Source organism: Mycobacterium sp. IS-1496 (assembly GCF_001499995.1).
Lineage (GTDB): Bacteria > Actinomycetota > Actinomycetes > Mycobacteriales > Mycobacteriaceae > Mycobacterium.
Window position 1 is genome coordinate 15,296 of record NZ_LQIU01000004.1, and the last position, 13,965, is coordinate 29,260.

Sequence of the window (13,965 nt, forward strand, 5' to 3'; positions counted from 1 at the left end):
CAAGGGGATCCAGTGAAATCGCGCGGCCGCTGGATGCGGGTGGGCCTGGCAGCCCTGCTCGTGGTGACGCTGGCCGTCGGCATCTACCTGGTGTGGCCGTCGCGGACGGGCCACAAGATCACCGCGTACTTCACCTCGGCGGTCGGCCTGTACCCGGGCGACGAGGTGCGCATCGTCGGCGTCCCGGTCGGCAAGATCGACACGATCGACCCGCGGGCCGAGGACGTCAAGGTGACGATGACGCTCGACCACGGCGTGCAGGTCCCCGCCGACGCCAAGGCGTTGATGATCGCGCCGAACCTGGTCGCCGCCCGGTTCATCCAGCTCACCCCCGCCTACACCGGCGGTCCGGTCATGGAGGACGGCGCCGCCATCGGTCTGGACCGCACCGCGGTTCCGGTCGAATGGGACGAGGTCAAGGAACAGCTCACCGCACTGAGCTCCCAACTCGGCCCGCAGGAAGGGTCGATGCAGGGCCCGCTGAGCGCCTTCGTCAACCAGGCCGCCGACACCTTCGACGGCAACGGCGACTCGTTCCGGCAGGCGCTGCGCGAACTGTCGCAGACCGCGGGCCGTCTCGGCGACTCCCGCACCGACCTGTTCGGCACCGTGCGCAACCTGCAGGTGCTGGTGAACGCACTGTCGAACAGCAACGAGCAGATCGTGCAGTTCTCCAACCACGTGGCCTCGGTGTCGCAGGTCCTCGCCGAGAGCACCGCAGACCTCGACTACACGCTGGGCACACTCAACCAGGCGCTCGTCGACGTGCGCGACCTGCTCGACGAGAGCAACGACGCGCTCATCGGACAGATCGGCAGGCTGGCCGACTTCACCCAGATCCTCACCGACCACAGCGAGGACATCGAGCAGATCCTGCACGTGACCCCCAACGGTCTGGCCAACTTCTACAACATCTACAACCCGGCCCAGGGCACCGTCGGCGGCCTGCTGACGCTGCCGAACTTCGCCAATCCCGTCCAGTTCATCTGCGGTGGCACATTCGACGCCGCCGCGACCACAGACAACTACAAGCGCGCCGAGATCTGCCGGCAGCGCATGGGCCCGGTGTTCAAGCGGATCGCGATGAACTTCCCGCCGTTGCTGTTCCACCCGATCAACAGCATCACCGCGTACAAGGGGCAGATCCTCTACGACACCCCGCAGACCGAGGCCAAGGCCAAGACGCCGGTGCCGTATCTGCAGTGGCAGAACGCGCCGGGGGTCACGCCGGATCCGGCGGCCGCGCAGGAGGATCTGAACGCGCTGTTCCTGCCGCCGGGCAACTCGCTCAACGGTGTGCCGCTGCTGCCGGCCGAGGGAGGTCCCCGATGACCTTGCGACGCAACGTGTCCCGCGTCGGCTACCGGTCGATCGCGCTCGGCGGCGGGGCGCTGCTGCTGGCCGGTTGCCAGTTCGGCGGTCTGAACTCGCTGAACATGCCCGGCACCGCGGGCCACGGCGCCGGCTCCTACAAGATCACCGTCCAGTTGCCGGATGTGGCGACGCTGCCGCAGAACTCGCCGGTGATGGTCGACGACGTCACGGTCGGGAGCGTGTCCGGCATCGATGCGGTGCAGCGTTCCGACGGCTCGTTCTACGCAGCCGTCGAGTTGTCCCTCGACGGCAACGTGAACCTGCCCGAGAACGCGACCGCGAAGGTGGCCCAGACCTCCCTGCTGGGGTCGCAGCACGTCGAGTTGTCAGCGCCGGAGGGCGAACCGGAGATCGGAAAGCTCAAGGAGGGCTCCCAGATCCCGCTCGACCGCACCGGTCGCTACCCGACCACCGAAGAGGTGCTGTCGTCACTCGGCGTCGTGGTCAACAAGGGCAATCTCGGTGCGCTGCAGGACATCACCGACGAGGCCTACGCTGCGGTCGCGGGCCGCCAGGACAAGTTCACCGACCTGGTCCCGCGCCTCGCCGAGCTGACGACATCGCTGGACCGCCAGACTGCCGACATCATCGCCGCGGCCGAGGGGCTCAACCGGTTCGCCGGAATCCTGGCCCGCAGCAGGGACAGCCTCGGCCGCACGCTCGACACGCTGCCCGCCGCCCTGGAGGTGCTCAACAACAACCGCGCCAACATCGTCGACGCGTTCGCCGCCCTGCGCAGCTTCGCCCTCGTGGGGTCGCGGATCCTGTCGCAGACCAAGGACGATTTCGCCGCGGACTTCAAGGACCTCTACCCGGTGATCAAGTCGCTCAACGACAACGCCGACGACTTCATCAAGGCTCTGGAGTTCCTGCCGACGTTCCCGTTCCACTACAAGTACCTCCGCAACGCGGTGCGTGGGGACTACCTGAACGTGTTCACCACGTTCGACCTGACGCTGCGGCGCATCGGGGAATCGGTGTTCACCACCTCGCTCGGCCTGGACCCGAACATGAAGCGCATGAGCGAGGTCATCAACCCGCCCGACTTCCTCACCGGTGCGATGGCCAACCTGTCGGGTCAGGCGGCTGATCCGTTCAAGATCCCGCCCGGCACGGCCACCCAACACGAGGCGGCGCCCTGATGCTGACCCGGCTGACCAAAATCCAACTGTCGATCTTCGCCGTCGTGACGGTCCTGACCGTCGGCGCGATCTCGCTGTTCTACCTGCACCTACCGGCCGCCGTGGGCATCGGCGCCTACAACGTGGACGCGAAGTTCACCGCGGGTGGCGGTCTCTACGAGAACGCCAACGTCACCTATCGCGGCGTGACGGTCGGCCGGGTCGAGAAGGTCGGTCTCGCCGACGACGGCGTCGTGGCCCAGATGCGGCTCAACAGCGGCACCCCGGTGCCCGAGAACGTCACCGCGACGGTGAAGAGCGTCTCGGCGATCGGCGAGCAGTACATCGACCTGGTGCCGCCGGAGCGGGCGTCGCAGTCGATGCTGCGCGACGGGGCCTACATCGGGCTGGACCGCACCGCGATCGGCCAGGACATCTCCGGGCTGCTCGAGGAGGCCGACCGGCTGGTCACCAGCGTCGGCGACAGCCGGATCCAGGATGTGCTGCGTGAGACGTTCAAGGCCTTCAACGGTTCCGGACCCGAGCTGTCGCGGTTGATCCAGTCCTCGCGGCTGCTGGTCGACGAGGCGAACGCGAACTACGACGAGGTCTCCCAGCTGATCGACCAGGCCGGTCCGTTCCTCGACGCGCAGATCCGCAGCGGCGACGACATCCGATCGCTGGCCGACGGGCTTGCCGACGTCACCAGCAACGTGGCAGGCGCCGACGCGCAGCTGCGCGCGACCCTCGAGACCGTGCCCGGCACCACCCAGGCGGCCAACACCACGTTCGAGGGAATCCGGCCGACCTTCCCGGTGCTGGCCGCCAACCTCGCAAACTTCGGGCGCATCGGCGTCATCTACAACAAGTCCCTCGAGCAGGCGCTGGTGATCTTCCCGGCCCTGCTGGCCGCGCTGAACACCGTCGCGGGCGGGGTGCCGCAGGACGAAGGCGGCAAGCTGGACTTCAAGATCCACCTCAACGACCCGCCGACCTGCTCGGTCGGCTTCCTGCCGCCGACGTCGATCCGCTCGCCGGCCGACACGACGCTGCGCGACCTGCCGAGGGACCTGTACTGCAAGGCCCCGCACAACGACCCCACCGTCGTGCGCGGCGCCCGCAACTACCCGTGCATGGAGTTCCCGGGCAAGCGCGCGCCGACCGTGGCGCTGTGCCGCGACCCCAAGGGTTTCGTGCCGATCGGCAGCAACCCGTGGCGCGGCCCGCCGGTGCCGATCGGGGAACCGATCCAGGATCCGCGGATGATCCTTCCGCAGAACAAGTTCCCCTTCATCCCGCCGCAGGTCGACCCCGATCCGGGGCCGCCGGTGGTGCAGCTCCCGCCGGGTGTGCCGCCTGGCCCGGGCCCGGCGCCGCATGCGCCGTTCCCGCTGCCGGTGCCGCCGAACGAGCCGGGTGTTCCGACGCCGCTGCCGTACTACGCCCCGCCGGACCAGGTCGTGCCGCCGTACGGCCGGCCGGCGCCTGCGCCACCGCCTCCTCCGCCGTCGCTGGCTCCGCCGCCACCGGCCGACGCTCCGCCGGTGCCCGCGCCGGAGCCCCCGCCGGGGCCCGGTCCGCTGCCGGGTCCGCTGCCCGGTCCGTTGCCCGCGGAGGCCCCGATGGCCAGTGGTCCGACGACGGCCAGCTACGACACCAGGACGGGCGTCTTCGCCGATCCCGCCGGAGGGGTTGGCGTGTACGCCCCGGGAGCTGACAAACTGGCGCCTGCGGAAAACTGGGCAGACCTGATGATGGCTCCAAGGCAGATGTGAGATGACTGAACAATCGGCTTCGACCACGAAGCCGGTGCGTCGGCGTGCGTCGCGCGCGGCCGGCCCGGCGAAAGGCAGCGTCACCGAACCGGTCGGCGTTCGGGTCGAGGCACCGGCGACCACGCGGGTGCGCAGTCCCCGGCCGGCCGCGCCGCCGGCGCGCCGCCACCCGCACCGGAAACTGGTCGCGTCGGTGGCACTGGGAGTGCTGGCGCCGGCGCTGGCCGCGGTGACCACGCTGGTCGGGGTGTGGTCGGCGCAGCAGCGCGACGCCGACGCGACGCAGGCCCGTGAGCAGCGGTTCGTCGACACCGCGGCGCAGACCGTGGTCAACATGTTCAGCTACACGCAGGACACCATCGACGAGAGCGTGAACCGGTTCGTCGACGGCACCAGCGGTCCACTGCGCGACATGCTCAGCCAAGGGGAGAACGTCGACAACCTCAAGGCACTGTTCCGCGAGACCGAAGCCAGTTCCGAGGCCGTCATCAACGGTGCCGCGCTGGAGAAGCTCGACCCCATCGCCGACAACGCGTCGGTGCTGGTCGCCGTGCGCGTGACCATCACCGACATCGACGGCAACAACCAGCCGTCGCAGCCGTACCGGCTTCGGGTGATCGTCCACGAGGACGACAACGGTCACATGACCGGGTACGACCTCAAGTACCCCGACGGCGGTAACTGATGGGGAAGTGGCCGACCCGGCTGGCGGGTGTGGTGAGCGTGCTGTGCGCGGTTGTCTTCGTGGCGCTGGCCGCGGTGGGTGGCCGGCTGTTCTGGGAGCGGGTCGAGACGCGCGGTGCCCAGCAGGCCCGCGCCGAGCTGGCCCCGTTGGCCGCCGAGCAGATCCCGAAGGTGTTCGGATACGACTACCAGACCGTCGAGCGCAGCCTGACCGAGGCGTACACCATGCTGGCGCCGGAGTTCCGCCAGGAGTTCCGCGACCGCGCCACCAAGGACATCATCCCCCAGGCTCGGGAACGTCAGGTGGTCAGCCAGGCCAACGTCGTCGGTGTCGGTGTGCTTGATGCACAACGTGATTCGGCGCAGGTCATGGTGTACCTGAACCGCACGGTCATCGAGAAGAACGGTAAGCCGATCTACGACGGCAGCCGGCTGAGGGTCGACTACTCCAAGGTCGACGGCAGGTGGCTGATCGACTACATCACGCCGATCTAGTCTCAGACGGGTTTGGCGCCGGCGCGGGTGTCGGCGAGCGCGTCGAGGAACGCCCTGGCCCACCGGTCGACGTCGTGGGCGAGGACCTGCCTGCGCAGCGCGCGCATCCGCCGGCGGCCCTCCTCGGGTTCCTGGTTCAGCGCCGCCTCGATGGCATCCTTGACGCCTTCGAGGTGGTGCGGGTTGGCCAGGTACGCCTGACGGAGTTCGGCTGCGGCTCCGGTGAATTCGCTGAGCACCAGCGCGCCGCCCAGATCGCTGCGGCAGGCCACGTACTCCTTGGCGACCAGGTTCATCCCGTCGCGCAGCGGGGTGACGAGCATGACGTCGGCGGCCACGAAGAACGCGATCAACTCGTCGCGGGGTATCGGCCGGTGCAGGTAGTGCACGATCGGGTGGCCGACGTCGCCGAACTCGCCGTTGATGTGGCCGACCTGGCGTTCGATGTCCTCCCGCATCTCGATGTAGCTCTGGACGCGTTCCCGGCTGGGGGTGGCCAACTGCACGAACACGGTGTCGTGTCGGTCGACGCGGCCGTCCTCGAGCAGTTCCGAGAGCGCCTCGAGGCGCACGTTGATGCCCTTGGTGTAGTCGAGGCGGTCCACCCCGAGCAGGATCTTGCGCGGATTGCCCAGCTCGTTGCGGATCTCGCGGGCGCGCTGGCGGACGGTGCGGTTGCGGGCCTTGCTGTCCAGTTCGTCGGAGTCGATCGAGATGGGGAACGCGCCGACCTTCACCGCGCGGAACCCGACCTGCACCTCGCCGAAGCGTGACCGCACACCCACGGTGGCACGGGAGGTGTTGGCGCCGGTCAGGCGACGGGCCAGGTAGAGGAAGTTCTGTGCGCCGCCGGGCAGGTGGAAACCGACGAGGTCGGCGCCGAGCAGGCCCTCGATGATCTCCGTGCGCCACGGCATCTGCATGAAGAGCTCGACCGGCGGGAACGGGATGTGCAGGAAGAAGCCGATCGTCAGGTCGGGCCGCAACATCCGCAGCATCTTCGGCACCAACTGCAGCTGGTAGTCCTGGACCCACACCGTGGCGCCCTGCGCCGCCGCGCGGGCGGTCGCCTCGGCGAAGCGGCGGTTGACCTCGACGTAGCGGTCCCACCACTTGCGGTGGTAGATCGGCTTGACGATCAGATCGTGGTAGAGCGGCCAGAGGGTGGCGTTGGAGAAACCCTCGTAGTAGTCGGCGACGTCGTCGGCCGAGAGGGAGACCGGGTAGAGCTGCAGACCGTCGTCCTCGATCGGGTCCTCGGGACTGTCCGGGATGCCGGCCCAGCCGATCCACGCGCCGTGGCGTTTGCGCAGCAGCGGTTCGAGCGCGGTGACCAGTCCGCCGGGACTCCGCTTGAACGACGTGCTGCCGTCGGGCAGCCGTTCCATGTCGATCGGGAGCCGGTTGGCCACCACGACGAAGTCGGAGTCTCCGGAGCCAACGCCTGGGTCGCCCTCCGAAGCCACTTACGCCTCGAGCTTCGACGGTCCGATGCCGAGCATGGACAAGAAGACGCGACATTCGTCGGCGTCGACGGCGTAGGCGGCGACGACTTTGCGGGCTTGGCGCGCGGTGCTGTCGGCCAGCGGCTCGACGTCGCCGATCTCGGCTGGATCTGACTTTGCAGGCATGTTCCAACTCTAGGCGACCGGCGCACGGGCCTGCGACACGCCCGCGTAGGGTGCTGCTGTGGCAGACGCCGAGCAGGTGACGTACGAGACCCTCGACGACGGGCGCATCGCGCGGATCTGGCTGGACCGGCCGCATACGCAGAACGCCCAGTCCCGGACGCTGCTCGTGCAGCTGGACGAGGCGTTCGGGCGCGCGGAGGCCGACGATCAGGTGCGGGTGGTGATCCTGGCCGCGCGCGGCAAGAACTTCTCCGCCGGCCACGACCTCGGCTCCGAGGAGGCCATCGCCGAACGCGGCCCCGGTCCCGCGCAGCATCCGACATTCCGGATCAACGGCGCGACCAGGCCCGCCATCGCGGAGAAGATCTACCTGCAGGAGTGGCACTACTTCTTCGAGAACACGCGGCGGTGGCGCGATCTGCGCAAGATCACGATCGCCCAGGTGCAGGGCAACGCGATCTCGGCGGGGCTGATGCTGATCTGGGCGTGTGACCTCATCGTCGCCTCCGTCGACGCGAAGTTCAGCGACGTGGTGGCGGTCCGGCTGGGTATGCCGGGTGTCGAGTACTACGCCCACCCGTGGGAGTTCGGCCCGCGCAAGGCCAAAGAGCTGCTGTTGACCGGGGACTCGATCGACGCCGACGAGGCGCACCGCCTCGGCATGGTGTCGAAGATCTTCCCGCGCGCCGAACTCGAGGACAAGACCGTCGAGTTCGCGCGCCGCATCGCCGCGCTGCCGACGATGGCCGCGCTGCTGGTCAAGGATTCGGTCAACGCCGCCGCCGACGCGATGGGGTTCACCGAGGCGCTGCGGCACGGCTTCCACATCCACGAACTCGGCCACGCGCACTGGGCGGCGCACAACGAGAACCGCATGGCGGTCGGCATGCCGCCGGACGTGCCGGACTGGCGCGAGCTGGGCGCACCGAAGTTGGCCCGGCGCGACGAGCCGTGACGTATAACTAGAACGCGTTTCAGTTCGGGGCGTGTTGAGGTCTCACGACGAAGGGGTCGCGGTGCAGCTGTCCTTGGCGGAGAGAACGTATGTGGTCACCGGCGGTGGCAGCGGTATCGGCAAGGGTGTCGCCGCGGCGATCCTCGCGGCGGGCGGCGACGTGATGCTCGCCGGCCGCAACGCCGACCGGCTCGCCGCCACGGTGGACGAACTGTCCGCCGCGGCCGGTGACGGGTCCGGCGAGGTCCGCTACGAGCCCACCGACGTCACCAACGAGGACGAGGCGGCGCGGCTGGTCGAGGCCGCCACCGCATGGCACGGCCGACTGCACGGCGTGGTGCACAGCGCGGGCGGATCGGAGACCATCGGGCCGATCACCCAGATCGATTCCGACGCCTGGCGGCGCACGGTGGATCTCAACGTCAACGGCACCATGTACGTGCTCAAGCACGCCGCCCGGGAACTGGTGCGCGGCGGCGGGGGATCGTTCGTCGGGATCTCGTCGATCGCGTCGAGCAACGTGCACCGCTGGTTCGGCGCCTACGGGCCGAGCAAGGCCGCGCTCGACCACATCATGAAGCTCGCCGCCGACGAACTCGGCCCGTCGTGGGTGCGGGTCAACGGCATCCGTCCGGGTCTGATCCAGACCGACCTCGTCGGGCCCATCCTGGAGTCGCCGGAGGTGTCGGCGGACTACCGCGCGTGCACGCCGCTGCCGCGGTTCGGCGAGGTCGCCGACATCGCGAACCTGTCGGTGTTCCTGCTCAGCGACGCCTCCTCGTGGATCACCGGTCAGGTCATCAACGTCGACGGCGGACACAACCTGCGGCGCGGCCCGGACATGTCCGGGATGCTCGAGCCGCTCTTCGGCGCCGACGGGCTACGCGGAGTGGTCTGAGCGCCGCAGACCCGAGGTCAGCACCAGCGCCGACAGCACGACGGCCACCAGGAGCAGCGCCGGGACGTCACCGAGCAGGTGTCCCATGTGGTTTCCACCGCCGAACGACTGCACCGCCATGATCGCGGCGTGCACGACACTCGAGCACACGGTGAACCAGATCAGGCTCAGGTGGGCTTCGGGCCGGCGCGCCGCGATCCAGAGGAACACGCCGAGGGTGGCGTAGAGCCCGACGATCATCATGAAGTAGTCTGACCCGTGCGGTGCGCCGGGATGCCACGCCCACCCCGACGGCCACACCAGCGCAAGAGGATAGAGCAGCAGCATCACCGTGCCGAACACGGCGAGCGCGACCCGCAGTAGGCGGTAGCTGGTCGACGGCGCCATGGTGCCATTGTGCGCGCTCAGGACGTGACGATCTCTCCGTTGCGCGTCTTCTCGGCCGCGAGCCGCACGGCGTTGACGATGCCCTGGTATCCGGTGCACCGGCAGAAGTTGCCCGAGAGACCTTCGCGGATCTCCTCGTCGCTCGGGTCGGGGTTGTCGGCCAGCAGCGCGGTGATCGACGTGACGAAACCCGGTGTGCAGAAACCGCATTGCAGCCCGTGACACTCCTTCATCGCGGACTGCACGGGGGAGAGCCGGCCGTCGGGCCCGGCGATGCCTTCGACGGTGGTGACCTCCTGGCCGTCGGCCTGCACGGCGAACACCAGGCAGGAGCGGACCGCCTGCCCATCGAGCAGCACCGTGCACGCGCCGCACGCCCCGTGCTCGCAGCCGAGGTGGGTCCCGGTGAGCCCGCAGTTCTCGCGCAGGAAGTCGGCCAACGTGATTCGCGGCTCGACCACTCCGCGACGGGTGCGGCCGTTGACCGTCACCTCGACCGGCAGCTCATGCATGGATCATCTCCTCCGAAGTCACCTGTGCGGCGGCAGACGTCAGGGCACGCGAGACCATCGCGGCACCGACCCGGCGCCGATAGCTCGCCGAACCCTGCAGATCGGCGGGCACCTCCGAGAACGCGGCCAGCGTGAGCCTGCCGACCTCGTCGGCGCTGATGTCAGGAAGCCGCGTCCCGACGAGAGCCTGTTCGCCGTCGGTGCCGCGCAGCGGGGTCGACCCCAGGCCGAGCAGCCCGATACCGCACCGAGTCACCCGGTCGTCGCCGTCGACCTCCAGAGCGACGGCTGCGCCGGCGATCGCGAAATCGCCGTGGCGGCGGGCGAATTCCTCGACCGCGAAACCGCACCGGCCGCTCCACACCGGAAACCGAACGGCGGTCAGGATCTCGTCGGCCGCCAGCGAGGTCTCCCACAGGCCGGTGAAGAGGTCCGCGGCGGCGACATCGCGGCGGCCACGGCTCGACACCGCCTCGACCTGCGCGTCGAGCGCCAGTGCCACGGCGGCGTACTCGGCGGCGGGGTCGGCGTGCGCGATCGCGCCACCGAGGGTGCCGCGGGTGCGGATCTGGAAGTGCCCGATGTGCGGGGTGGCCAACGTGAGCAGCGGCACCGATTCGGCGACCTCGTCGTCCAGTCCGACCAGCGCGTGCGGTGTCGCCGCGCGCACGACGATCTGCCCGTCGACGAGGTCGATGCCCGTCAACTCCCCGATCCGGGAGATGTCGATCAGGTGCTCGAAGTGCGTCAGCCGCATGGCCAGCATCGGCACCAGACTCTGGCCGCCGGCGAGGATCTTGGCGTCCTCGCCGAACTCGCCGAGCATCTGCACCGCCTCGGTCACCGTGGCCGGGCGGTGGTACGCGAACGGGGCGGCCTTCATGACGACAGCAGGCGAACGAGTGCGGCCTGCAGGTCCTCGGCCAGCGCAGCGGCGGGGTTCGCGCGGCGGGGGCGACGGCCGATCAGGAAGCCCACCGCGGCGCCGGCCGCCACACCGGCGACCACCGGAGCGAAGCGTTTGGCCATCGGCACCGCCACCACCTTGAGCAGATCGACCGAGTCAGCCGCGGCGGGCTGGGCGGCGGCGGTGGCCGCCTCGGCCGTGGGCGCCGTCGTCGCCTTGGGCGCGTCGCCGAGCAGGTCGGCCTCGAGGGCATTGGCGAACTGGCCGATGAGGTTGGTCGCGACGTCGGCGAGCACACCGCGGCCGAACTGGGCGGCCTTACCGGAGATGGTGAGGTCGGTGTTGATCACGACCTGCGTGGCATCGCCCTCGTCCTTGAGCTGTGCGGTGACGACGGCGGCGGCGTTGCCGTTACCGCGCGTCTCCTTGCCCGAGGCCTTGAGCACGACCCGCTGGGCGGCGGCGTCCTTCTCCTGAAACGCGGCAATTCCCTGGTAGGACACCGTGATCGGGCCGACCTTGACCTTGACCGCGCCGGTGAACTCGTCGCCGTCGACCGACAGCAGTGTCGCGCCGGGCAGGCACGGCGCCACGCGCTCGACGTCGGTGAGCACCTCCCAGGTCTTGGCGGCGGGTACCGCGACCCGGAATTCGTTGTTCAGTTCCACGGTCAGTGGTCCTCTCGCTTGGCGTGTTCGAGCAGTTCGACGATGGTCGCGGGGGTGGCGGGCAACTGGGTGACCGTCACCCCGAGCGGGGCGAGCGCGTCGTTGATCGCGTTGATCACGGCCGGTGTCGAGCCGATGGCGCCGCCTTCGCCGGCGCCCTTGTACCCGCCGACGCCCGGGCCGGGGATCTCGACGTGGCCGAACTCGATCGGCGGCACCTCGGTCGCCGTCGGCAGCAGGTAGTCGACGAACGTCGACGACAGCGGGTTGCCGTCGGCGTCGTAGACCAGGCTCTCCAGCAGAGCGCCGCCGATGCCCTGCACCGTGCCGCCGGCCACCTGCCCCTCGACGACGTTCGGGTTGATCATCGGGCCGACATCCTCGCTGACGATGTATCGGGTCAGCGTCACGTGGCCGGTCTCCACGTCCACCTCGCAGGTGCAGGCGTGGGTGGCGTTGGCCCAGTGGATCATCGCCATCGACGTGAAACGCGCGGTCGCCTCCAGCGTCGCCGCTCCGCCCGGCGGGAGATGCTCGGGCTGGTAATGCGCGCGGTAGGCGATGTCGGCGAAGCTCACGCTCTTGGCCGGATCGTCGCGCACATAGGCCTTGGAGCCGCCGAGCTCGATTGCGTCCTCGGCGACCTCGAGCCGGTGGGCGGCCATGCGGATCAGCTGCGCGCGCAGGATGGCGCCGGCCTCGTTGACCGCGCCCGCGGTCATCGGAGCGCTCCGGCTGCCCTGCGTGCCTGCGCCGTAGGGGGTGACGGCGGTGTCGCCCTGGATGGTCGACACGTCGTCGATGTCGGCGCCCAGCGCATCGGCGGTGAGCTGGACAACGGTGGTCTCCAGGCTGTTACCCGTCGACCCGCCGTTGACGTAGACGTTGATCTTGCCCGTCGGCTCCATCCGGATCGTGCAGCCCTCGGTGCCGAGGTGACCGGTGGCCGCACCGGTGGGTTCGATGTAGGCGGAGAAGCCGAGCCCGATGTAGCGGCCCTGGGCGAGTGCCTCGGCCTGTTCCTTGCGGAAGCCCTCGTGATCGAGGATCTTGACGGCCTGCTCGAAGGTGTCCGCGGGGGCGACATGGTCGTACGGCATCCCGTTAGGGTTGAAGTACGGCATCTCGTCGCCGCGCAGAATGTTTTTGCGACGCAACTCCACCGGGTCCATGTCGAGCTTGCGCGCGGCGATGTCGAACATGATCTCGCGCGCGAGCGTCTCGTACTGCCAGGGGCCGCGGTAGGCGTGCAGGCCCGCGGTGTTGGAGAACACCGTCTTGTAGTTGAAGCTGGCCTTCGGAACCCGGTACGGGCCGGGGAAGAACATGCCGATCGCCGCGGTGGTGAGCACCGGGTACGGCGTCGGATACGCGCCGACGTCCTGGGAGAAGTCGATGTCGACGGCGAGGATGGTGCCGTCGTCGTCGAACGCCATCCGTGCCGTGCCGTCGACGTGGCGGGACTGTCCGGCCGACATGAGGTTCTCGCGCCGGTCCTCGATCCACTTCAGCGCACCCGGCACCTTGCGCGCGGCCAGCATGATGACCATGTCCTCACGCATCGGCACGACCTTCTGCCCGAAGCCGCCGCCGGTGTCGCGCATGATGACCCGGACCTTCTGCGCCGGGATGCCGAGCAGGCGGGCGGTGAACGCACGGAGTTCGTGGGGTGTCTGGGTGGACGCCCACAGCGTCAATTCGCCTGTGGTGGCTTCCCATTCGACGACCAGACCGCGGGTCTCGATCGGGACGGGAACGTACATCTGCTGGTAGATGTTCTCGCTCACCACGCACGCCGCGGACGAGAACGTCTCCTCGTCCGGTGGCGCCCCGCCCATCCCGCCTGCGACGTTGTCCGGGTACTGCTCGTGGACGACGGTCTCGGAGTTCACCGCGGCGCGGAAGTCGGCCACCGCGGGCAGCGGTTCGTAGTTCACCTCGACGGCGTCGACGGCGTCTTCGGCGACGTACCGGGATTCGGCGACGACGAGCGCGACGGGATCGCCGACGAACTTGACCTCGCCTTCGGCCAGGGGCGGGCGCGGGGTGTCGGGGACGTCCTTGCCTGCGACGGCGTGCCAGGCCTCGACCGCGTCGCCGTTGAGGTCCTCGGCGGTGTACACCGCGTACACACCGGGCATGGCCAGGGCGGCGGAGGCGTCGATCCCGTGGATCCTGGCCCGGGCGAAGGGGCTGCGGACGAAGCATGCGTGCAGCATCCCGGGGCGCTGGATGTCGTCGACGAAGGTGCCGCGACCGGTCAGCAGGCGGTTGTCCTCGACCCTCGCGACCCGGGTGCCCGAGTAGCGGGTGGCGACGGTGTCGGTCATCGGTGATCGCTCCATTCCGTCGGTGTGCTTCTGCGCGTAAGTCGTGCACGCGGGACGAAGCAAGAGTGTGGTTATCGTATGTGATAAGACATCTGCCCAAAAGGGAGAGTGTCATTTCCGCAGCTAAGCGCGGTCGAGGCGAGGGAAACTCACCGCCCAGCGTGCCAGCCCGGCGTCGTCCGCGCACCCGAATGACGAACTCGGGCCTCGTCGAGCGCACGGATTCGC

14 protein-coding genes are annotated in these 13,965 nt (G+C 69.2%); 7 read left to right on the forward strand and 7 right to left on the reverse strand.

The genetic code is table 11. From position 1 onward, the window contains the following. Positions 1-33 precede the first annotated feature (33 nt). Genes AU195_RS03280 through AU195_RS03300 form a run of 5 tightly spaced genes read left to right on the forward strand, consistent with a single transcriptional unit; the run spans position 34 to position 5,449 of the window. The gene (locus tag AU195_RS03280) at positions 34-1,332 is read left to right on the forward strand and encodes an MCE family protein (RefSeq protein ID WP_059157732.1); all 1,299 of its coding nucleotides are present in this window, start codon (positions 34-36) and stop codon (positions 1,330-1,332) included. Next, the gene (locus tag AU195_RS03285; RefSeq protein WP_082702949.1) at positions 1,329-2,516 is read left to right on the forward strand and encodes an MCE family protein; all 1,188 of its coding nucleotides are present in this window, start codon (positions 1,329-1,331) and stop codon (positions 2,514-2,516) included. The genes AU195_RS03280 and AU195_RS03285 overlap by 4 nt, the downstream gene beginning before the upstream one ends. Then, positions 2,516-4,270: an MCE family protein gene (locus AU195_RS03290; RefSeq protein WP_059157637.1), complete on the forward strand. Its 1,755-nt coding sequence runs from the start codon at positions 2,516-2,518 to the stop codon at positions 4,268-4,270. The genes AU195_RS03285 and AU195_RS03290 overlap by 1 nt, the downstream gene beginning before the upstream one ends. Position 4,271: 1 nt before the next feature. Further along, positions 4,272-4,955 (forward strand): Rv1363c family protein, encoded by a 684-nt coding sequence (locus AU195_RS03295; protein WP_059157638.1) that lies wholly within the window; start codon positions 4,272-4,274, stop codon positions 4,953-4,955. Then, positions 4,955-5,449, forward strand: coding sequence for an Rv1363c family protein (locus tag AU195_RS03300; RefSeq protein WP_059157639.1), 495 nt, complete (start codon positions 4,955-4,957; stop codon positions 5,447-5,449). Before AU195_RS03295 ends, AU195_RS03300 begins: the two co-directional genes overlap by 1 nt. A gap of 2 nt (positions 5,450-5,451) precedes the next feature. Here AU195_RS03300 and AU195_RS03305 read toward each other — a convergent pair whose 3' ends face one another. Together AU195_RS03305 and AU195_RS25890 are read right to left on the reverse strand one after the other, a co-directional pair. Beyond that, entirely contained in the window at positions 5,452-6,915 is a 1,464-nt protein-coding gene (locus AU195_RS03305) for an alpha,alpha-trehalose-phosphate synthase (UDP-forming) (RefSeq protein WP_059157640.1), read from the reverse strand. Continuing rightward, positions 6,916-7,080: a hypothetical protein gene (locus AU195_RS25890; protein ID WP_011857095.1), complete on the reverse strand. Its 165-nt coding sequence runs from the start codon at positions 7,078-7,080 to the stop codon at positions 6,916-6,918. It abuts the gene before it with no gap. A gap of 58 nt (positions 7,081-7,138) precedes the next feature. On the opposite strand from AU195_RS25890, the gene AU195_RS03310 reads away from it, so the two are divergent. Together AU195_RS03310 and AU195_RS03315 are read left to right on the forward strand one after the other, a co-directional pair. Beyond that, positions 7,139-8,035, forward strand: a complete 897-nt coding sequence (locus AU195_RS03310; protein WP_059157641.1) for an enoyl-CoA hydratase — start codon at positions 7,139-7,141, stop codon at positions 8,033-8,035. A gap of 61 nt (positions 8,036-8,096) precedes the next feature. After that, on the forward strand, positions 8,097-8,933 hold the full coding sequence (locus tag AU195_RS03315; protein ID WP_059157642.1) for an SDR family oxidoreductase: 837 nt from the start codon (positions 8,097-8,099) through the stop codon (positions 8,931-8,933). On the opposite strand, the gene AU195_RS03320 is transcribed toward AU195_RS03315, so the two are convergent. Genes AU195_RS03320 through AU195_RS03340 form a run of 5 tightly spaced genes read right to left on the reverse strand, consistent with a single transcriptional unit; the run spans position 8,916 to position 13,737 of the window. After that, a complete protein-coding gene (locus AU195_RS03320) occupies positions 8,916-9,320 on the reverse strand; it encodes a DUF6632 domain-containing protein (RefSeq protein WP_059157643.1) in 405 nt (134 codons plus the stop codon). The two genes, AU195_RS03315 and AU195_RS03320, sit on opposite strands and share 18 nt — an antisense overlap. Positions 9,321-9,337: 17 nt before the next feature. Further along, positions 9,338-9,832 (reverse strand): (2Fe-2S)-binding protein, encoded by a 495-nt coding sequence (locus AU195_RS03325; RefSeq protein WP_059157644.1) that lies wholly within the window; start codon positions 9,830-9,832, stop codon positions 9,338-9,340. Continuing rightward, the gene (locus tag AU195_RS03330) at positions 9,825-10,715 is read right to left on the reverse strand and encodes an FAD binding domain-containing protein (protein WP_059157645.1); all 891 of its coding nucleotides are present in this window, start codon (positions 10,713-10,715) and stop codon (positions 9,825-9,827) included. Before AU195_RS03330 ends, AU195_RS03325 begins: the two co-directional genes overlap by 8 nt. Next, positions 10,712-11,407 carry an SRPBCC family protein gene (locus AU195_RS03335; protein ID WP_059157646.1) on the reverse strand — a complete coding sequence of 232 codons (696 nt, stop codon included), beginning with the start codon at positions 11,405-11,407 and terminating at the stop codon, positions 10,712-10,714. The genes AU195_RS03330 and AU195_RS03335 overlap by 4 nt, the downstream gene beginning before the upstream one ends. Positions 11,408-11,409: 2 nt before the next feature. After that, positions 11,410-13,737 carry a xanthine dehydrogenase family protein molybdopterin-binding subunit gene (locus tag AU195_RS03340; protein WP_059157734.1) on the reverse strand — a complete coding sequence of 776 codons (2,328 nt, stop codon included), beginning with the start codon at positions 13,735-13,737 and terminating at the stop codon, positions 11,410-11,412. Positions 13,738-13,965: the final 228 nt, after the last annotated feature.